At 56.6% G+C, this 17,937-nt stretch carries 23 protein-coding genes and 2 pseudogenes; 19 read left to right on the forward strand and 6 right to left on the reverse strand.

Translation table 11 applies throughout. The annotated features are described in order from the left end of the window. Position 1 precedes the first annotated feature (1 nt). From O9K67_RS17900 to O9K67_RS17985, 18 genes and pseudogenes are all read left to right on the forward strand, one after another. Entirely contained in the window at positions 2-448 is a 447-nt protein-coding gene (locus O9K67_RS17900; RefSeq protein ID WP_061494375.1) for a gp436 family protein, read from the forward strand. Next, positions 448-912 (forward strand): Gp37 family protein, encoded by a 465-nt coding sequence (locus O9K67_RS17905; protein ID WP_023304058.1) that lies wholly within the window; start codon positions 448-450, stop codon positions 910-912. Before O9K67_RS17900 ends, O9K67_RS17905 begins: the two co-directional genes overlap by 1 nt. Next, on the forward strand, positions 912-1,163 hold the full coding sequence (locus O9K67_RS17910; protein WP_271044680.1) for a hypothetical protein: 252 nt from the start codon (positions 912-914) through the stop codon (positions 1,161-1,163). Before O9K67_RS17905 ends, O9K67_RS17910 begins: the two co-directional genes overlap by 1 nt. Then, positions 1,153-2,579: pseudogene (locus O9K67_RS17915) on the forward strand (phage tail sheath subtilisin-like domain-containing protein). Before O9K67_RS17910 ends, O9K67_RS17915 begins: the two are co-directional and overlap by 11 nt. After that, positions 2,576-3,100: a phage major tail tube protein gene (locus O9K67_RS17920; RefSeq protein ID WP_164965982.1), complete on the forward strand. Its 525-nt coding sequence runs from the start codon at positions 2,576-2,578 to the stop codon at positions 3,098-3,100. Before O9K67_RS17915 ends, O9K67_RS17920 begins: the two are co-directional and overlap by 4 nt. 50 nt (positions 3,101-3,150) lie before the next feature. Next, entirely contained in the window at positions 3,151-3,384 is a 234-nt protein-coding gene (locus O9K67_RS17925; RefSeq protein ID WP_290428372.1) for a hypothetical protein, read from the forward strand. A gap of 98 nt (positions 3,385-3,482) precedes the next feature. Then, positions 3,483-3,797 carry a phage tail assembly protein gene (locus O9K67_RS17930; protein WP_000084225.1) on the forward strand — a complete coding sequence of 105 codons (315 nt, stop codon included), beginning with the start codon at positions 3,483-3,485 and terminating at the stop codon, positions 3,795-3,797. After that, a complete protein-coding gene (locus O9K67_RS17935) occupies positions 3,763-3,900 on the forward strand; it encodes a GpE family phage tail protein (protein WP_097760445.1) in 138 nt (45 codons plus the stop codon). Before O9K67_RS17930 ends, O9K67_RS17935 begins: the two co-directional genes overlap by 35 nt. Positions 3,901-3,992: 92 nt before the next feature. Next, complete coding sequence (locus O9K67_RS17940; protein WP_061494371.1) at positions 3,993-6,458, forward strand: phage tail tape measure protein; 2,466 nt, start codon at positions 3,993-3,995, stop codon at positions 6,456-6,458. Further along, positions 6,458-7,342 (forward strand): phage tail protein, encoded by an 885-nt coding sequence (locus O9K67_RS17945; protein ID WP_061494370.1) that lies wholly within the window; start codon positions 6,458-6,460, stop codon positions 7,340-7,342. The genes O9K67_RS17940 and O9K67_RS17945 overlap by 1 nt, the downstream gene beginning before the upstream one ends. Next, complete coding sequence (locus O9K67_RS17950; protein WP_021544461.1) at positions 7,342-7,554, forward strand: tail protein X; 213 nt, start codon at positions 7,342-7,344, stop codon at positions 7,552-7,554. Before O9K67_RS17945 ends, O9K67_RS17950 begins: the two co-directional genes overlap by 1 nt. Next, on the forward strand, positions 7,542-8,711 hold the full coding sequence (locus O9K67_RS17955; protein ID WP_061494369.1) for a phage late control D family protein: 1,170 nt from the start codon (positions 7,542-7,544) through the stop codon (positions 8,709-8,711). The genes O9K67_RS17950 and O9K67_RS17955 overlap by 13 nt, the downstream gene beginning before the upstream one ends. Further along, entirely contained in the window at positions 8,711-9,223 is a 513-nt protein-coding gene (locus tag O9K67_RS17960) for a phage baseplate assembly protein V (protein WP_021544460.1), read from the forward strand. The genes O9K67_RS17955 and O9K67_RS17960 overlap by 1 nt, the downstream gene beginning before the upstream one ends. A 54-nt stretch (positions 9,224-9,277) precedes the next feature. Next, on the forward strand, positions 9,278-9,625 hold the full coding sequence (locus tag O9K67_RS17965; protein ID WP_000859115.1) for a GPW/gp25 family protein: 348 nt from the start codon (positions 9,278-9,280) through the stop codon (positions 9,623-9,625). Next, positions 9,616-10,719 carry a baseplate assembly protein gene (locus O9K67_RS17970; RefSeq protein WP_061494368.1) on the forward strand — a complete coding sequence of 368 codons (1,104 nt, stop codon included), beginning with the start codon at positions 9,616-9,618 and terminating at the stop codon, positions 10,717-10,719. Before O9K67_RS17965 ends, O9K67_RS17970 begins: the two co-directional genes overlap by 10 nt. Continuing rightward, the gene (locus O9K67_RS17975; protein WP_061494367.1) at positions 10,712-11,290 is read left to right on the forward strand and encodes a phage tail protein I; all 579 of its coding nucleotides are present in this window, start codon (positions 10,712-10,714) and stop codon (positions 11,288-11,290) included. Before O9K67_RS17970 ends, O9K67_RS17975 begins: the two co-directional genes overlap by 8 nt. Before the next feature lie 2 nt (positions 11,291-11,292). Next, a complete protein-coding gene (locus O9K67_RS17980; protein WP_271044610.1) occupies positions 11,293-12,228 on the forward strand; it encodes a phage tail protein in 936 nt (311 codons plus the stop codon). Further along, the gene (locus tag O9K67_RS17985) at positions 12,228-12,836 is read left to right on the forward strand and encodes a tail fiber assembly protein (protein ID WP_271044611.1); all 609 of its coding nucleotides are present in this window, start codon (positions 12,228-12,230) and stop codon (positions 12,834-12,836) included. The genes O9K67_RS17980 and O9K67_RS17985 overlap by 1 nt, the downstream gene beginning before the upstream one ends. Here O9K67_RS17985 and O9K67_RS17990 read toward each other — a convergent pair. Further along, on the reverse strand, positions 12,811-13,407 hold the full coding sequence (locus O9K67_RS17990) for a tail fiber assembly protein (RefSeq protein ID WP_061494365.1): 597 nt from the start codon (positions 13,405-13,407) through the stop codon (positions 12,811-12,813). The two genes, O9K67_RS17985 and O9K67_RS17990, sit on opposite strands and share 26 nt — an antisense overlap. Next, on the reverse strand, positions 13,407-13,901 hold the full coding sequence (locus O9K67_RS17995) for a phage tail protein (protein ID WP_271044612.1): 495 nt from the start codon (positions 13,899-13,901) through the stop codon (positions 13,407-13,409). The genes O9K67_RS17990 and O9K67_RS17995 overlap by 1 nt, the downstream gene beginning before the upstream one ends. A 49-nt stretch (positions 13,902-13,950) precedes the next feature. Here O9K67_RS17995 and O9K67_RS18000 point away from each other — a divergent pair, with 49 nt between their 5' ends. Beyond that, the gene (locus tag O9K67_RS18000; RefSeq protein WP_045285358.1) at positions 13,951-14,532 is read left to right on the forward strand and encodes a recombinase family protein; all 582 of its coding nucleotides are present in this window, start codon (positions 13,951-13,953) and stop codon (positions 14,530-14,532) included. Between the two features lie 78 nt (positions 14,533-14,610). On the opposite strand, the pseudogene O9K67_RS18005 reads toward O9K67_RS18000, so the two are convergent. The 4 genes and pseudogenes from O9K67_RS18005 to O9K67_RS18020 form a co-directional block, all read right to left on the reverse strand. Beyond that, positions 14,611-15,003, reverse strand: a pseudogene (locus O9K67_RS18005) (ABC transporter ATP-binding protein); the annotation flags it as partial. A gap of 15 nt (positions 15,004-15,018) precedes the next feature. Next, positions 15,019-16,050, reverse strand: a complete 1,032-nt coding sequence (locus O9K67_RS18010) for a FecCD family ABC transporter permease (protein WP_061496764.1) — start codon at positions 16,048-16,050, stop codon at positions 15,019-15,021. Then, on the reverse strand, positions 16,040-17,020 hold the full coding sequence (locus tag O9K67_RS18015; RefSeq protein WP_061496766.1) for a FecCD family ABC transporter permease: 981 nt from the start codon (positions 17,018-17,020) through the stop codon (positions 16,040-16,042). Before O9K67_RS18015 ends, O9K67_RS18010 begins: the two co-directional genes overlap by 11 nt. After that, the gene (locus O9K67_RS18020) at positions 17,017-17,925 is read right to left on the reverse strand and encodes an ABC transporter substrate-binding protein (RefSeq protein WP_148654718.1); all 909 of its coding nucleotides are present in this window, start codon (positions 17,923-17,925) and stop codon (positions 17,017-17,019) included. The genes O9K67_RS18015 and O9K67_RS18020 overlap by 4 nt, the downstream gene beginning before the upstream one ends. Positions 17,926-17,937: the final 12 nt, after the last annotated feature.

Below are 17,937 nucleotides of genomic sequence, written 5' to 3' on the forward strand. Positions count from 1 at the left end.
CATGTACTGCACCCTGGCGGATTTACAGGAACAAGTGCCTGAGTCAACGCTGATTCAGCTCACTAACGAGGTCGTGGATTTCGACACCCCTGCCACGGTGAATGTGACGGTTGTGGACAGCTGTATTCGCTACGCCGGGGAGTTGATTGATGCGCACCTTCGTGGCCGCTATACCCTGCCGCTGGCAGAAGTGCCTACCGTTCTGCGGGATATTGCCATCACGCTGGTGCGTTACCGCCTGTATATCCGTCGTCCTGAAGGTGATCTGCCTGACACCGTCAAAGACGACAACAAAGAGGCCCGGCGTCAGCTTGAGGCCATCCGCGACGGGAAGCTTACGCTGGGGCTGCAGTCCACTCAGAAGGATGTGCCTGAGTCCGGTGAAATCCGGGCGTGGGCACGCCGCCCCACCTTTGGCGGGCGCGATGGCTTACTGGAGAAATACTGATGAACGTTCTGCCCGTCCTCGATGCGGTGCTGGCCCGGTTGCGCGAGAAGCTGCCGCAGCTGCAGGTGGAGTACTTCCCGGAAAAGCCGTCCGAATACCGTCTGAATCATCCTGTCGGGGCGTTGCTGCTGAGCTATGCCGGTTCGCGCTTCGACAAACCCGATGATATTGGTGCGGTGATCCAGCCTCAGACTATCCAGCTCTGCGTCTCGGTGGTCTTCCGCCAGCTCAACGGTAAAAGAGGTGCGATTGACGTTCTGGATGCAGTCCGCCGCATCCTCGGTGGCTACACCCCGCCGAATTGCCGCCGTCGTATCTGGCTGACCCGTGAAGTGTTTATCGGTGAGGTCAAGGGGCTGTGGCAGTACGCTCTCGACTTCGCAACCGAAAGCGTCTTTATCGAAGACAGCGATTTACCGTCCGGCCCGCTGTTAACCGAAGTGAACTATGAGGAAAGCGAGTGATGAAAGAATACCGCTATTCCGGCCCGGCCAGCGGCGTCACGCTGTCGGACGGAACCGAAATCCTGCTCTGGCCGGGGAAGAATGTTTCCCTGCCGGAGGAGCATGACTATGTGAAGGTACTGGTGGCGCTGAAGCATCTGACACCGGTATCTGAAGAGACTAAACCCGCCAGCACACCGGCTATGCAGTCACCAAAGCGCAGGAACGGCGGCGACAACGATGTGAAAACGGAGGACTCCCATGGCAGCTAACTATCTGCATGGCGTCGAAACCATTGAGGTGGAAAACGGTGCTCGCCCGGTTAAAACGGTGAAGTCTGCCGTCATTGGCCTGATTGGTACTGCCCCGATGGGGGACGTCAATACGCTGGTGCAGTGCCTGTCTGAGAAAGATGCAGCGGCGTTTGGCAGCCAGCTCACCGGCTTTACCATTCCGCAGGCACTGGATGCGATCACGACCATGGCGCAGGCACCGTTCTGGTCATTAACGTGCTTGATCCAGTTGTGCATAAAACCACTGTGGCCGATGAAGACGTAACGTTCGACAAGGCGACGGGCAAAGCGCAGCTGGCTAATCCGGTGGTCGCGCAGCTGGTGCTGAAACCGGACAGCGATGGCCAGCCTTATGTGGAAGGTCAGGACTACTCGCTTGATGCACAGACCGGGGTGATTACCAACCTCGGTAAGAGCATTGCTGCAGATGCAACGGTGAAGGCCAGCTATAACTATGCTGATCCGACCAAAGTCACCCCGGCTGATATCATCGGTGCCGTTAACGCGGCGGGCAACCGTACCGGCATGAAGCTGCTCAACGACAGCTTCAACCTGTTTGGCTACTTCGCCAAAATCCTGATTGCCCCGGTATTCTGCACCCAGAACAGCGTCTCGGTTGAGCTTATCGCCATGGCTGAGAAGCTGGGCGCGGTGACCTACATCGACGCGCCGATTGGTACCACTTTTGCGCAGGCTCTGGCGGGGCGTGGCCCGGAAGGCACCATTAACTTCAATACCAGCTCCGACCGCGTCCGTCTGTGCTACCCGCACGTCAAGGTGTACGACGCGGCCACCAACAGCGAACGGCTGGAGCCGCTGAGCCAGCGTGCTGCAGGTCTGCGTGCCAAAGTCGACCTGGACAAGGGCTACTGGTGGTCGTCCTCCAACCAGGAGATTCTGGGTATCACCGGCGTCGAGCGCCAGCTGTCGGCAATGATTGATGACCCGCAGAGCGAGGTGAACCTGCTCAACGAACAGGGCATCACTACGGTCTTCAGCAGCTACGGCAGCGGCCTGCGTCTGTGGGGGAACCGGACGGCAGCATGGCCAACGGTCACCCATATGCGCAACTTTGAGAACGTTCGCCGCACCGGTGATGTGATCAACGAGTCGCTGCGTTATTTCAGCCAGCAGTACATCGACATGCCGATTACCCAGGCGCTGATTGATGCGCTGACGGAGTCGGTCAACGCCTACGGTCGCAAGCTGATTGGCGACGGTGCGCTGCTGGGCTTCAGCTGCTGGTTTGATCCGGCCCGTAATGAAGAGACGGAGCTGGCCGCCGGTCACCTGTTGCTGAGCTACAAATACACGCCGCCACCGCCACTGGAGCGACTGACGTTTGAGACTGAGATCACCTCGGAATACCTGTTAACCCTGAAGGGGAATAGCTGATGGCAAAGATTGAGATCAACCGCATCACGAATGCCAACATCTACCTGGATGGCGCTAACCTGCTGGGCCGGGCCGAGGAGGTCAAACTGCCTGACGTCTCCATGACCATGCAGGAGCATAAGGCGCTGGGGATGGTGGGCAAGGTGGAACTCCCTGCTGGCTTCGACAAGCTTGAGGGCGAGATCAAGTGGAACAGCTTTTACCGCGACGCGATGCTGTCTGCCGCGAACCCGTATAAGTCGCTGGCGCTGCAGTGCCGTTCCAGCGTTCAGCGCTACAGTTCGCAGGGGCTGATTGACGAAATTCCGCTGGTCACTTTCCTGACGATCATGTTTAAGAAGAACCCGCTGGGGACGTTCAAACAGCATGAGAACGCCGAGTTCTCCAGTAGCTTCACCTGCACGTACATCAAGCAGGTACTGGATGGTGAAGAGTTGCTGGAGCTGGACTATCTGGCCAACATCTTCCGCGTCGGCGGCATTGACCAGTTGACCGACTACCGCATCAACATCGGGGGCTGACGGTGACCATCGAGATTGAAGATAAAGGCGGGAACTGTGGTTCGATTGGCATGGGGAATGGTACGTGGTTTACCATCCTTGATATTTCAGGGGTGGAAAACCTTTTTAATACCCAGAAAACCAATGACCCGATTGACTGCACACGCTCCAAAGCACGAAAGCTCGCTGACCTGATTGAGGCATGGGAGCCACCTGACCACTGGTTCACCGGCATCGGCAAATCTGAAGGAAAGGCACTTCTTATCGCCTTCCTGCGTAACTGCAAAGGCTTTCGCACTCACTGATATCACAGGGGCTTCGGCCCCTTTCTTCTTAATCCCCTTTAATATCTGCCAGTCCCACCACCAGACATACTGCTCTGAACTTACACAGGAGCACGATCATGTCACAAACCCAATCCGATACTTTTAAGCTGTCTTACCCCTTCACCACCGCTGCTGGCACCAGAGTTGAGCAGGTTGAACTGAAACGCCTGACGGTCAAAGACCTGAAGCAGGTGCGCAAAATCAGTAAAGACCCGGCTGACTGGGACGAGCCGCTGATTGCCCGTAGCACCGGTATTCTTCCGGAAGACCTCGATAATATGGATCTTGCCGACTACATGGAGCTGCAGAAACGATTTCAGCAAGTCACTGGGCTGGGCAAGAGCGACGAAAACGCTGATGCAGGCGCAGGGGCTGCTGGCGAGGTGGTTTAGATTTCAGCCGGGGGAGATTGATGCCCTCGATACTGACGATCTGGAGATGTGGCTGGAGCAGGCTGAAGAGCAAATCAGAAGCGAGTTCGGCGATAATCATTAACTCCTCATCACTTAACAGCCGCTACTCGCGGCTGTTCTGCATGGCTCTCAGACATTTTCCTTCCGTTTTTCCGCTTTCAGAGGATAACCACCGTGGCCAGTGAATTTTCAGTCGGCGTCATTATTGGCGGCATTGTCGGGAGCAGCTTCCGCTCAGCCGTCAGCGGTACCCGACGCGCCCTTGATTCCCTGGGCGATACATCGCGCCGCCTGCAGGAACGCCAAAACGCCTTAACCCGTGCAACAGAACGCTATGGTCAGTTGGGTTCTTCCCGGATGCAGCGCCTCAACAGCGACCTGCTGCGGGTAAGCCGCACAATGGAGCAAATTGAGCGCCAGCAGCGCCGTTTGTCAGCAGTATCAGCCACCAGTGACGCGCTGAAAGCTAACCGCATGGCGCTCTATGGCCAGGGAGCAGAAACCTATGCCATCGGCAGAACACTGGGTGCACCGGTCATGGCCTCAGTCAAACAATATGCCTCGTTTGAATCGCAGTTGCGGGATATCAGTGTCACTGGTGATCTGGATTCAAGGCAGGAACAGGCCATCGGTACGGCCATTCGTCGGGCATCCCTTCAGGTCAATCAGCTCCAGGAGTCCCTGCTAGGGGGTGTTGGTCAGTTAGTTGCCGATGGTATGAACCCGGAGCAGGCAGCTAAATTTGCCGGGATGCTCGGTAAAGCGGCCACGGCCACCAAAGCGGATATGACTGACCTCGCAAAAATGACCTACGCCTTTAGCGATGCGCTGAAAATTACCGATGCGAAAGAGCTGGAGCAGGCGTTTGGGATTGCGGCAACCGGGGCTAAGCTAGGCTCGTTTGAACTGAAGGATATGGCGAAAGCGTTACCCGGTATGGCCAAAGCCTTCGCTGCACGTGGTATTTACGGCAAAGACGCCATAACCCAGATCGTCGCCAGTCTGGAAGTTGGTAAAGGCAGCGGCTCAGCGGAAGAGGCCGTCACCAATATGTCAAACTGGCTGGCGGCGATGGGGCGCGGAGATACTATCCAGAAATATGCTAAAGCCGGGGTGGATTACCAGGGGTCAATGCAGAATTACGTCGCTCAGGGCTTTTCACAGTACGAAGCCTCGCTGATGATTGCCAACCGTTTCATTGACGGTAAAGGTAAGGCGTTTTTACAGCAATGGAAAGCAGCAGGATCAAGAGGCGATCAGGAAGGCCAGCAGAAACTAATGGAGGCATTTGGTCTGGCAGAAGTCTTCACTGATATCCAGACCGTTAACCATTTACTGTCAATGCGTCAGGGCTGGAATAAATACCTTTCCAGCAAGCAGGAAATGAATACCCCGTCAGCAATGTCTACGCTGGATAAGGATGCTGCAAAACAAAATAATACGCTCGAAGGTCGTTGGCGCAGAACTCAGATTGGTTTTAACGAGGCAGCCATCAGCATTGGTGAGTCACTACGCCCGACCTTGATCCAACTGGGTGAGACTTTTATTCCTTTAATGGACAGTGTCGGCAAATGGATAGCGGCAAACCCGCAAATCGTCAGCGGCACCATAAAGGTTGTAGGAGCATTACTCGCTTTCAAGATGGCCACTATCGGTCTCAAGCTGGGGCTGAATCTCCTTATTTCCCCCTTTGTTAACGTCTGGAAAAATGCCGTTTTACTGCGGGCCAACTGGCTTCGACTGTCGCTTGCACTCGGTGAAGGCGGTAAGCTCCGCTGGCTGGTGACCGGCTTCAGCGCCGTCGCCAGAGGAGCCAGAACACTGGGTGGTGTGCTGTCAGGTGGGCTGGTTCGCGGCATTATGATCGCCGGGCGGGCCGTTCTCTGGATTGGCCGGGCGCTGCTGATGAATCCCATTGGTCTCGCCATCACCGCCGTCGCGGCAGCAGCTTACCTTATTTATCGCAACTGGGGCGCAGTCAGTAGCTGGTTTAAACAGCGCTGGGCTGACATTAAAGAGGCGTTTAATGGCGGTGTCGTGGGGATTGGTAAGCTGCTGATTAACTGGTCGCCGGTTGGTCTGCTCTATAAAGCCTTTGCGGCTGCGCTGAAATATCTCGGCGTTGAGCTGCCAGCGAAGTTCACCGACTTCGGTGGCCATCTTATCGACGGCCTGATTAACGGCATCAAAAACAAATGGGAGTCGCTCAAAACCACCGTCACAGACATGGGCGACAGCGTCGGTGGCTGGTTTAAAGAAAAGCTGGGTATCCATTCGCCAAGCCGGGTATTCATGGGCTTTGGTGACAACATCGCGCAGGGAGCGGCTATCGGCCTGCAACGCACGACACCACAGGCTGCGCTGGCCGGGCAGCGTCTGGCTACCGAAATGACACCGAATGTTCCCCGTATCCCGTCGCCGGAAATCATGGCTGCGGGATATTCAGGTCGTGGCGCAGTTGCAACTGGCGGTGGAACATCTGGCGGTATTCAGGTCAGCTTTAATCCTCAGTTTTTCCTCAATGGCAAAGAAACCGCAGCGCCTGACGGGTTGACCGGCGCACTGAATATGAGCCTGCATGAGCTGGAGAAAATGCTGGAGCGTCTGCTGGCTCAGCAACAACGCAGGAGGTACAGCTGATGTTTGCAGTACTGGGTGATATTGAGTTTGAACTGATTACCTACTGGGACGGCTTCGAGGTCACGTTCGGCGTCGATTATGCGGAGCATCCCCGTATCGAGGGTAAGCCCGGCCTGCAGTTCGTTGGCGATAAGCTGGACGAAATCCAGATAAGCCTGGTCTTCCATCAGCACTATTGTGTGCCCGACGTGGAGCTGGCGAGACTGCGAACGGCCATGAAGGCCCATCAGGCGCTAGCGCTGGTCTTCGGCAACGGTGACTATCGCGGCTGGTTCGTGATTACCGATGTTACTGCGACCAGCGAGCAGACCGACAGCACCGGCAACGTGCTGGCCGTCAATGCCACCGCGTCTCTCCGGGAGTACATCGGCGACCCGAAAAACCCGCTACAGCCACCCGCAATACGCACGCAGGTTCCCGGCGTCGGGGCGGTCTCCGGTGCCGTTCCTTCACCTTCCGGGGTAGCGCAGTACGTCCGCGACGGCGTCAACTACGCCAAACAGGCGCAGTCTGTTCTCCAGACCACCATCAGTGCCGTTCGGGTTGCGCAGAAAATGAAGGATAACCCCGCCGTTGCACTGACCCGCGTACCGGGGCTGATGAGCGGGCTGGGCAACGTGTCCGGGGCGTTGGGTCAAAGCGTTCCGGCATTTAATGCGCTTTCTGAATCCATGCCTGATGCCATCAGTCTGGCCAGAGCCACCAGTGATGCGGCCACGTATGTACAACAGGCACAGTCTTCACTGAGCGGCGTGGACGGCAGCAATATCGCAGCGGCGCTGGATGCCGTTTCCGGGCAGCTTAACTCCGCCAGCACCACCTTCACCCGTATGTCGGCGGGGTTAAGCACCATGGCAGCCAAAATTCTGGCGAGGAGTGTGTGATGTTTCTTGAACATGTCACCCGTGACGGAGAGCGCTGGGACTCTCTCGCATGGCAGTACTACGGCGACCCGCTGGGCTATCCCCGGATAATTGCCGCCAATCCACACGTGGCCATCACGCCGGTGCTGCCCTCCGGGCTGTTGTTACTGATTCCGGTTATCGAGGCTGAAGAAGCCAGTACAGAAGAGGATATTGCTCCATGGCTGAGATAAACAGCACTGCACAAGCCGCATCAGCGTTAACCGGCGTCAGCGATGTTCTGAGTCCGGTGTTCACGCTATGGTATCTGCAGAAGAACATCACCACCGATATCGCCCCCTATGTCACCCGCGTAACCTACAGCGATAACATCAAAAGCGAGTCCGATACCATTGAGGTGGAACTGGACGACACCGATGACCGCTGGCTGGATAAGTGGTATCCGGGCAAGGGTGACACGCTGACGCTGAAAATGGGTTATCAGGGCGAGAAGCTGCTGTCCTGCGGTACGTTCTCTATAGACGAGATCGAGGTGAGTTCGCCCGCGTCCGTTGTCGCTATCCGGGGCGTGGCCACGTCGGTCAACAACGCCCTGCGGACAAAATCCAGTCGTGGTTTCGAGAGCACCACGCTGGCGGCCATCGCCGGACGGATTGCCAAAAAGCATCAGCTGAAGCTGGTTGGCAGTATTGAGTCCATCAAAATTGACCGGGTGACCCAGTATGCTGAAACGGACGTGGGCTTCCTGCGCCGACTGGCCAGCGAGTATGGTTATGCCGTGAAAGTGGTCAGCGACCAGCTGGTTTTTTCTCATCTTGCCACGTTGCGCGGTCAGGAGCCGATCAGGCAGTTAAAGCCGCAGGATGTGGCCAGCTTTTCCCTGCGTGACACCATCAACCGCGTCTACAAATCCGCGAAGGTAAAACACCAGAAGAGCAGCGATAAAAAGCTGATCGTTTATGAAGCTGATGGCGGTACCAGCGAAAGCGACAAACAAACCAAAGGCGGTAAGGTCACCAGTGCCGACTCACTGAAGGTCAACAGCCGCGTCAGTGATCCGGACAGCGCCCGGATTAAAGCAGATTCGGCGCTGGCCAGGCATAACGAATACCAGCAGAACGGCTCGCTGACGCTGATGGGGACGCCTCAGTTGACTGCAGGCAACAAAATTGAACTGGTGGGTTTTGGTCAGTTATCCGGGCCATGGCTGATAACTACTGCCCGCCATGCGTTTGACCGTAACAGCGGCTACATCACCGAACTGGAAGTGGCACGAGGGCCGGTTACGCAGGGCAAAGCGAAGAAAGGTAAAAAGACCGGAAAAAACCAGACGCTGACCGTCTATAAACCGGACGGCAGCACGTCCACGGTAATAAAGGAGAAAAAATAATGACAGGCGTCACTCGTCAGGTCGGTACGGTCAGCGCCGTCGATGCCGACAAGGTTCAGGCCCGCGTTCGTCTGCCGGAATGCGATAACCTGCGCACTAACTGGCTTAACGTGCTGCAGCGCAATACCCAGGATAACAAGGATTACTGGCTCCCTGACGTGGGGGAGCAGGTTGAAGTGCTGCTCGATGCCAACGGCGAGGATGGTGTCATTCTGGGCGCGGTGTACTCAGAAGTCGATAAACCGCCGTTCAGCGACAAAAATGTCCGGGGCACGAAATACGCGGATGGCGCAGAGTTCAGCTATAACCGTGCGACCCATACGCTGACGGTCAAAGGTGGTATCGAGCATGTGGTGATCGAGGTTGCAGTGGGTATCAGCCTGAAGGGGAAAACCATTGATTTGACCGCTGACACCACCACGGTGAACGGCAACCTTGAAATCAACGGCAATGCCCACTCGACAGGCAGCATGCTCTCTGACGGCCCGAACTCTAATCACCATTCCCACTGACCTTCTTAAACGCCTTTAATATCGGCGTTCCCGCACAGGGGCAATACTGCCCCCATGAAAACAACCTCAGTATTCTGGCAACCGGCTCTGCAGGCCCCTGGCGAAATCGTCCGGGGGCTGGATGATATCTGGCAGGCCATTCAAATCATCCTGCGTACTCCTCGCGGCAGCGACCCGCATCGCCCGGAGTTCGGCAGCAATCTGCACCTTTATATCGACTGGCCTATTGACCGGGCCATTCCGCATGTGGTGCGCGAATCCGTCGATGCCATCCGCCGCTGGGAGCCTCGCTGCCAGCTTATGTCGGTTAAACCCGCCGTCGATGGCGAACATCTTACGCTCCGGGTGAGCTGGAAAGGCTCTGACGGACAGCCCCGGACTCAGGAGTTGCTATGGCGCTGACAGAACCCGATTTTATTGAACGTGATGCCGATAAAATCACGGCTGAAATGATTGCACAGTACGAAGCTGCAACCGGCAAAACGCTGTATCCCGCTCAGGCTGAGCGCCTGTTGATTGACCTGTGGGCATACCGCGAAATGCTGGTCAGGGTGGCGGCGCAGGAAGCGGCCAAACAGAATCTGGTCGCCTTTGCCCGTGAGCCGATGATTGATTACCTCGGTGAACTGGTCGGTGTATACCGTCTTGCCGCGCAGCCTGCCACGACCACGCTCCAGTTCTCCGTGGATGAGGAACTGGCCATTGATGTGCTGATTCCGGCAGGCACCCGCGTCAGCGCTTCCGACAGCATTATTTTTGCCACCGATACGGACGTGGTGCTGAAAGCCGGATTGCTGCTGGTCAATGCCACGGCCACCTGTACCGAACCGGGAGCCGCTGGCAACGGCTGGCAACCTGCGCAGGTTAGTCAGTTGCTCGATGAAATTGATAACGTCGACCTGCAGGTGACCAATCTGGCAGCCAGTTCTGGCGGTTCTGAGCAGGAAGACAATGACAGGCTCCGCGAGCGTATCAAACTTGCGCCGGAGTCATTCACTAACGCCGGAAGCCGTATGGCATACCATTTTCATGCCATGCAGGCCCATCCCAACATCGTCGATGTTGCCTTGCTTTCCCCGGTTCCCGGCACCGTAGAGCTGTATCCGCTGCTCAGCACCGGCCTGCCGGACGACAGCATCCTCACGCTGGTAGAGAGTTTCTGCTCGGACGAAAAAGTCAGGCCACTTACTGATACCGTGCGGGCTAAAACACCTGTTCAGGTGGATTACACCATTGAAGCCAATATCACGATCTATCGTGATCAGGATGCCAACTCGGTAAAGGACAACGCTAACAGCGCCATACAGAACTGGGTGGCATCACGTACCGCCACGCTGGGGCGCGATATTGTTCCCAGCCAGATTATCAGCGTGTTGTCCGTCTCCGGGGTGTACCAGATTGAACTGGTGACACCGGCGCTGAAGGTAGTGGCAGAAAACGAATGGGCAAACTGTACGGCGATCACACTTAACATGACCGGAGTGTCTGATGGCTGAGCCGCTGCAACTCCCGCCGCCGCTTGAGGGTGATATCAGCCTCAGAACGCTGGGAAGACTGGCCGGGCGGCTGGATAACCTCGACCTGAGCGTACTGATGGTCTATCTCGTCGATATCGTCGACAGTTCCGCGCTGCCATGGCTGGGCGAGCAGTTCTCACTGTTCGGCGATGGCTGGGAGCTGGCGGAATCGGACGATGTACGCCGCATGCTTATCAAATCCGCTATCGAGCTGCACCGCTATAAAGGGACGCCGTGGTCAATCCGGGAAATTATCCGCCGTTTTGGCTTCGGCGAAGTGGATCTGATTGAAGGCACTGGCCAGATCGGCTACGACGGCAAACACAGTTACAACGGACTTTTCGTGCATGGCGATGCGGAAGCCTGGGCGGTCTATCGCGTCATCCTTCAACAGCCCATTACTAACGACCAGGCGGCACTGCTACGTCAGACGCTCGCTGCCTTTGCTCCGGCCCGCTGCCATCTGGCGAGTCTGGAGTATCAGTCTGTCGCCATTCGCTACAACAACACCGTCAACTATGACGGTAGCTATAACCACGGGAGCAGTTAATTATGGCAAACCTACCTGAAACCCCGCAGTGGGAAGACGGCATCTATCAGATTGAGGTCTCCGACCCCGTTCTGGGCGGGCCTGACGGGATTTCTAACCGTCAGGGTAAACAACTGGCCAGCCGCACGCTGTACCTGAAACAACAGGTTGAAAAAGGTGGTTCTGACCTTGCGAAACACATCGCGGCGGCAGACCCGCATACCCAGTACGCGCCGAAGGCAAGCCCAACATTCACCGGCACGCCAACAGCGCCCACGCCTGAAAATAGCGACAACAGCAAGAAACTGGCGACGACGGAGTTTGTGGCTAAAGCACTTGCGGCGCTTGCAGGCAGCGCCCCTGAGACGCTGGATACACTCAAAGAGCTGGCTGACGCCCTCGGCAACGATCCGAATTTTGCGACCACGGTGCTGAACAAGCTGGCGGAGAAGCTGGCCAAAGACCAGAACGGCGCTGATATTCCTGACCCGGCGCTGTTTGTCAAAAACCTTGGTTTAGGGGAAGGCTCTGCTTTGCCAGTTGGCGTCCCCGTTCCGTGGCCGTCAGCAACGCCGCCAACGGGGTGGCTCAAATGCAATGGTGCCGCGTTCACAGCCTCACAGTACCCTAAGCTGGCACTGGCCTATCCGGCGCTGAAACTTCCAGATTTGCGTGGTGAGTTTATCCGAGGCTGGGATGACGGACGTGGTGTAGATGCGGGTCGTACACTTCTCACTGCTCAGGCCGATGAACTGCGCTCTCACAATCACCGTTTTATCAATGAATACGGCACACCCTCTACAAATTTCATTGCTTTCACCGACCAAAACAGCGAAGGCGTTGACGGCGGCCTACGCGAGGGTTCAAGGGCATGGACTTACATCACGATGGAGAAAACGGGAGGCAGTGAAACCAGACCGCATAACGTGGCATTTAACTACATCGTGAGGGCCGCATAATGGCAGAAGCACAATTTAACAACGATATGATCGCTATCGTTGCCGGTGAAATCACCGTTCATAACTTTGATGGTTCAACTCGTGAATATCGTTCCTCATCCGTCGAGTATGTTGCCGTTGGGGTTGGACTACCAGCACATTCATGCATTGACTCCCCAAGAGAAAGCACAGAAGGCTTTGCCATCTGCCGGACGGCAGATTTTACCGACTGGGAGTATGTTGCCGATCATCGGGGCGAAACAGCCTACAACAAGGAAACCGGGCAACCCTTTATCATCAGTGACCTTGGGGATTACCCTCCGGGTTCAACCCCTGAAGCACCCGAGACACCCTACGATATATGGGATGGACAAAAATGGGTGACCGACTCAGTAGCTAAGCGCAAGGTCGATATTGAATACGCAGGGGAACAACGGCTGCGGCTGCTTTCTGAGGTGGATGACATAACATCTGACTGGAGAGTGGCGTTGATGCTGGGTGATATCAGCGAGAGCGATAAAACTAAACTTTCAGCATGGATGGATTATAAATCAGAAGTGAAAGCCGTCGATATTTCGACGGCTCCTAACGTCACATGGCCAGTCAAGCCGGGGGCACAGGCCAGCTGATATCTGGTACCGAATTTGTATCCAGTGCCTGCAACTCCCTGATATAGGCCAGCCAGTTAATCAGGCTGGCTTTATCTTCATTACTGATGACACCAAGCTGTAACTCTGTCTGCCAGAAACTGATGGTTGCCCTGGCGTCCTCTACCAATGCTGCTTTTCTTTGTTCAGCGGCGTCAACATCGGCAGAATGTTTCTTATCGGCATCCGTCACCCATGCAGTGCCATTCCAGATATCGTATGGTGTACCGGGGGCCAGCAGAGTGGTATCTGCCGTATAATCACCCAGATCGGAAACCACAATAGCCGCGCCGGAGTGGATGCTATATACAGTTTTTCCCCGATGGTCAGGAATATATTCCCATGCGGTTAGATCCTTAGTGCGGCAGATGGCGTGCCCCGCGCGGGCTTCACCTGGCACGTCAATACAGGAATTGGCCGGAATGCCAACACCAATGGCAAGATACTCAACAGAAGAAGATATGTATTCACGGGTTTCGCTGCCGTAGTTATAAACGGTGATGTCTCCATCTGCTATGGCAATCAAATTATTGTTCAGTTCAGCTTCTGCCATCATTCGGCCCTCACGATGTAATTAAATGCCACGTTACGCGGACGTGTTTCAGTGCCGCCTGTAACTACAGTTGCGTACTTACTGTTAGCCATTCCATTGGGCGTACCTACGCTAGAACTGACCGAGTTATCGGTAGACAGCAATCTATCCCCCTGCTTGTCATTGGGCGTCAGCACACTACTGTCCCATGCATCCCATGCGGGTACGTTGTGCGCATGACTTGCGAACAAGTGCCCCTGAAGACTCAGTAATTCACGATTACTGTCTACACCACGTCCGTCATCCCAGCCTCGGATAAACTCACCACGCAAATCTGGAAGTTTCAGCGCCGGATAGGCCAGTGCCAGCTTAGGGTACTGTGAGGCTGTGAACGCGGCACCATTGCATTTGAGCCACCCCGTTGGCGGCGTTGCTGACGGCCACGGAACGGGGACGCCAACTGGCAAAGCAGAGCCTTCCCCTAAACCAAGGTTTTTGGAAAAGCAGTTACACATAGCGAAATCTGTAAAAATCCTCCCACCGCAACATACAGGAGGAGAATTGATGGCCGTTATTGGTTATATCCGCGTATCAACAATCGACCAGAACAGCGATTTACAGCGTAATGCACTCACAAGCGCAAACTGTGACCGTATTTTTGAAGACCGTATGAGCGGAAAAGTTGCCAGTCGTCCCGGTTTGAAACGTGCTTTAAAGTGCGTTAATAGCGGAGACACCCTGGTCGTGTGGAAACTGGACAGGCTGGGGCGCAGCGTTAAGAACCTGATCGCACTGATATCAGAGTTACATGAACGCGGTGCCCACTTCCGCTCTTTAACAGACAGTATTGATACCAGCACTGCCATGGGGCGCTTCTTTTTCCACGTGATGTCTGCACTGGCGGAGATGGAGCGCGAGCTAATCGTCGAACGAACGCTGGCCGGGCTAGCAGCAGCCAGAGCACAGGGGCGCATAGGTGGAAGGCCCAACGCATTAAAGCTGCATGAGCGGGAACAGATTGGGCGGCTATTGGCTAAGGGGCACACCCGCCAGCAACTTGCCATTATCTACGGTGTAGGGGTATCGACGCTGTACCGGTATTTTCCGGTAGATGGTCAGAGGGAGGATGACGCGGTAGGATTGTAATTCTTTTGCCAATATTGAAACGCCGCAGCGATGCCATTTATCTCACGGAAATGGGCGCATTTATCGCGCGGCGCATCATAAAGCGGCGGTGCCCGTCAGGCGCAATGCCTCATTGACCTGCTGATCGTCCTCTTCAGACCACTGGCGTAACCAGTTCTGCCAGGGAAAACGCCCAAGGCTGACCAACTGGCGGACGGTGATCCCCTCTGGTGCAATCGGGGTTTGCGGCAGGATCGCCAGCTTTTGTGCCACCTGTTGCGTGGCGCTGGCGTGGATATCCAGGCCATCGAGAATGACACGACCGGACTGCGGCGTTAACAGGCGCGCCATCGCTTTTAGCAGCGTGCTTTTGCCACAGCCGTTGCTGCCAATCAGCACCGAGACGCGTCCTGCGGGCAGGCTCAGATCCAGCGCATTGATCACCGTTTGCTGTTGATAGCTGACGCTAAGCTTGTCAGTTGAAAGAGACACAGGTTCCTCATTGCATTACGTCCGCTGCCGGATAAGCAGCCACAAAAAGAATGGCGCACCGGCAAGCGCCACAAAAATACCGGCCGGGAGATCGGCGGGCCGGAACAGCGTTCGTGCCGCCAGATCGGCAATCATTACCATCACCCCCCCACCACTTACTGCCACGCAGGCCTGGCCGACAATGCCGTTACGTACCCACAACCGGGCAATGTGCGGTGCAATCAACCCGACAAATGCCATCGCCCCCACCTGCGCAATCGCGCCGCCCGCCAGCACCACACAGCCGAGCATCAGCAACACGCGAACCGTGTTCACCCGAATCCCTAACCCCAGCGCCTGCTCATCATTCAGTTGCAGTACTTTCAGGTAACGAATAAGAGAACACAGCAGCGGAACCGCCCACAGATAGACGGCAAGCAGGTGCAGCACTTTTTCCCATGTGGCGGCGTACACGCTGCCGCTCAGCCAGACCCATGCCGACAGTGTGGTGGTGAGCGGGCTGAACACCAGCACCAGCGACACAATCGCGCCCGCCAGCGCTGAAACGCCGACGCCCGTCAGGATCAGCCGCAGCGGCGTGAGCCCTTTGCGCCAACTGAGCAGAAAAACTAACCCCACCGCGCACGCTGCACCGGCCATCGCCGCATAAGGCAACATGCCGCTGCCATACTGCAAACTGAAGCCCGCCAGCCAGATCAACGCACCCGCGCTGGCTCCGGTGGTGACCCCCAGCGTATCCGGCGAGGCCAGTGGGTTACGCACCAGCATCTGGATAATCAGCCCTGCGATACCGAGGCCACCGCCCGCCAGTAACGCCAGCGCCACACGGGGTAAACGCAATTCATGGATAATAAAACTCTGTGGCGATGCGTCCGGACTGAGCAACAGTGCGAAAGTTCGCGAAAGCGGCAGCAACACATCACCAATACTTAACGACACCAGCGCCAGCAGCAGCGTCACAAGCAGGCAACTCAGCACCAACGGAATACGCCCGCGCGCGGACTGGCGGGAAAACACGCCCCAACGCAACACCGGATTACCCCGCATGGCTCCCCCTTCGCTGCGCCAGCATGATAAAAAATGGCGCACCCAGCAGTGCGGTCATCACGCCAACCGGCACCTCCTGCGGCACAATGATCAACCTGGCGGTGATATCGGCCGCCAGCAGCAGTAACGCGCCCAGCAGTGCACAAGCGGGTAAGGTCCGACGTAAATCGCTGCCGAAGATCTGGCGAACAATATGCGGGACCACCAGCCCGACAAAACCGATATTACCGGCCAGCGCCACCGCGCAGCCTGCAAGGCCAACCACCAACATGCAGGCAATCAGCCGCACCCGGGCAATGTTCTGCCCCAGCCCACGGGCGATCGTTTCCCCGGCGTTCAGTACATTCATCTGGCGCGAGAACAGCACCGCAATCACCATCAGCCCGGCGCCCGGCAACAGCAGCGGATAAAGCCGCGTCGCATCACTGGCGGACAGACTGCCCGCCAGCCAGAACAGCATCGTATCGAGGCTTTGCTGATCAATAACGAGGATTGCCTGGGTGAAGGCATTACACAGCGCGGTGATCGCCACCCCGGCCAGCACCAGCCGCAGCGGATTAAGCTGACCTTGGCTGACGTTGCTGACAAACCACACCAACATGCCGGTGGTACACGCGCCGAGAAACGCCAGTAGCAAAGTGATCCACGGGTCGCCAATGGAAAACAGCGTGCCGGCCAGCACAATCATCAGCGCCGCCCCGGCATTCACGCCAAACAGCCCTGGCGCAGCCAGCGGGTTACGCGTTAAAGCCTGCATCAGCGCGCCAGCGACCGCCAGAAACGCGCCAACGCACATTGCCAGCACGGTGCGCGGCAAACGCGAGGTTTGAATAATGATATCCGCTACGCGGGTCGCATCCGGATGCACCAGTGCTGCGGTAATCTGCGCCGGGGTATACCAGCCCGCACCAGCCATCATGCTGAGCAATGCCAGTAATCCCAACAAAAGCGTGCAGAGCAGAAACTTCATAGCCCCTCCCCGCGCAGAAAACGCGCCACATCGTCCACGATGTGATTGGCGCCCAGGATGCCGCCGGAGAGGCTCCAGGGCACACTGTCCACCGTCATAATGCGCCGCGCTTTTACTGCCCGCAGTTGCTGCCACAGCGGGTGGGCAATCAATCGCTGGTACTGGCGGTCAATGGCCGGGCTGTTGGCGCGTAGCAGGATGAAAAAGAGATCCGCATCCAGCCGCGGGATGTTCTCCAGCGTGGAGAAGCGCAGCGAGGCGCTACGGGTTTGCGCCGCCTGAGCATTCCACCTAAAGCCCAGTTCTGACATCACCGAGCCAGGAAAACTGTGTGCCACATAGCTACGGATGTGATCCGGGCGAACTTCAATCACCGATACCTGCGGCGGGCTTTGCGCAGAAAACTGCCGCACCATTGAGGCCTTGATTGCCGCCACACGGCTGTCCCAGCGTTGCAGCAGCATCGCAGCAGCAGGGTTCAGGCTGAGCACATCGGCCACCACGGTCAGCGTTTTTTTAAACTCAAACACATCATCCAGCAGCGTGACCGGGGCGATCTTCGCCATTACGGGCACGATATCCTGGTGGCGAAAGCGCGACGCAAAGATGCGATCCGGTTGCAACATGGCGATTTTTTCCAGCGCGGGCTGCGTTTCGAGTCCCAGTTGCGCCACCGTGGACACCATCGGACGCAAATAGCGGTACACCGGTTTTTCCGCCCACGACTCAACGATGCCGCACGGTGTCACGCCAAGTGCGACCAGACTGTCCGTCGCGCCCTGGAACAGAGAAACCACGCGCGGTAAACGGGGTGTGGCGGCAAATAGCGACGGCGACAAACCGCCAAGCAAGAGTGCCTGGAGTAATCGTCTGCGCCGCAGCGAGCAATAAACAGAAGTCATCATCGTCAATCCGTG

This window comes from Kosakonia oryzendophytica (assembly GCF_027886705.1).
Lineage (GTDB): Bacteria > Pseudomonadota > Gammaproteobacteria > Enterobacterales > Enterobacteriaceae > Kosakonia > Kosakonia oryzendophytica.

Bases quoted from the DNA above. Each gene is read 5' to 3' on its own strand.
- O9K67_RS17975 (WP_061494367.1), top strand. From the start codon at position 10,712: ATGGCTGAGCCGCTGCAACTCCCGCCGCCGCTTGAGGGTGATATCAGC.
- O9K67_RS17980 (WP_271044610.1), top strand. From the start codon at position 11,293: ATGGCAAACCTACCTGAAACCCCGCAGTGGGAAGACGGCATCTATCAG.
- O9K67_RS18015 (WP_061496766.1), bottom strand. From the start codon at position 17,020: ATGAAGTTTCTGCTCTGCACGCTTTTGTTGGGATTACTGGCATTGCTC.
- O9K67_RS17985 (WP_271044611.1), top strand. From the start codon at position 12,228: ATGGCAGAAGCACAATTTAACAACGATATGATCGCTATCGTTGCCGGT.
- O9K67_RS17930 (WP_000084225.1), top strand. From the start codon at position 3,483: ATGTCACAAACCCAATCCGATACTTTTAAGCTGTCTTACCCCTTCACC.
- O9K67_RS17945 (WP_061494370.1), top strand. From the start codon at position 6,458: ATGTTTGCAGTACTGGGTGATATTGAGTTTGAACTGATTACCTACTGG.
- O9K67_RS17955 (WP_061494369.1), top strand. From the start codon at position 7,542: ATGGCTGAGATAAACAGCACTGCACAAGCCGCATCAGCGTTAACCGGC.
- O9K67_RS17995 (WP_271044612.1), bottom strand. From the start codon at position 13,901: ATGTGTAACTGCTTTTCCAAAAACCTTGGTTTAGGGGAAGGCTCTGCT.
- O9K67_RS17925 (WP_290428372.1), top strand. From the start codon at position 3,151: ATGGGGAATGGTACGTGGTTTACCATCCTTGATATTTCAGGGGTGGAA.
- O9K67_RS17970 (WP_061494368.1), top strand. From the start codon at position 9,616: ATGGCGCTGACAGAACCCGATTTTATTGAACGTGATGCCGATAAAATC.
- O9K67_RS17900 (WP_061494375.1), top strand. From the start codon at position 2: ATGTACTGCACCCTGGCGGATTTACAGGAACAAGTGCCTGAGTCAACG.
- O9K67_RS17960 (WP_021544460.1), top strand. From the start codon at position 8,711: ATGACAGGCGTCACTCGTCAGGTCGGTACGGTCAGCGCCGTCGATGCC.
- O9K67_RS18000 (WP_045285358.1), top strand. From the start codon at position 13,951: ATGGCCGTTATTGGTTATATCCGCGTATCAACAATCGACCAGAACAGC.
- O9K67_RS17905 (WP_023304058.1), top strand. From the start codon at position 448: ATGAACGTTCTGCCCGTCCTCGATGCGGTGCTGGCCCGGTTGCGCGAG.
- O9K67_RS17965 (WP_000859115.1), top strand. From the start codon at position 9,278: ATGAAAACAACCTCAGTATTCTGGCAACCGGCTCTGCAGGCCCCTGGC.
- O9K67_RS17910 (WP_271044680.1), top strand. From the start codon at position 912: ATGAAAGAATACCGCTATTCCGGCCCGGCCAGCGGCGTCACGCTGTCG.
- O9K67_RS18010 (WP_061496764.1), bottom strand. From the start codon at position 16,050: ATGCGGGGTAATCCGGTGTTGCGTTGGGGCGTGTTTTCCCGCCAGTCC.
- O9K67_RS18020 (WP_148654718.1), bottom strand. From the start codon at position 17,925: ATGATGACTTCTGTTTATTGCTCGCTGCGGCGCAGACGATTACTCCAG.
- O9K67_RS17950 (WP_021544461.1), top strand. From the start codon at position 7,342: ATGTTTCTTGAACATGTCACCCGTGACGGAGAGCGCTGGGACTCTCTC.
- O9K67_RS17935 (WP_097760445.1), top strand. From the start codon at position 3,763: ATGCAGGCGCAGGGGCTGCTGGCGAGGTGGTTTAGATTTCAGCCGGGG.
- O9K67_RS17990 (WP_061494365.1), bottom strand. From the start codon at position 13,407: ATGGCAGAAGCTGAACTGAACAATAATTTGATTGCCATAGCAGATGGA.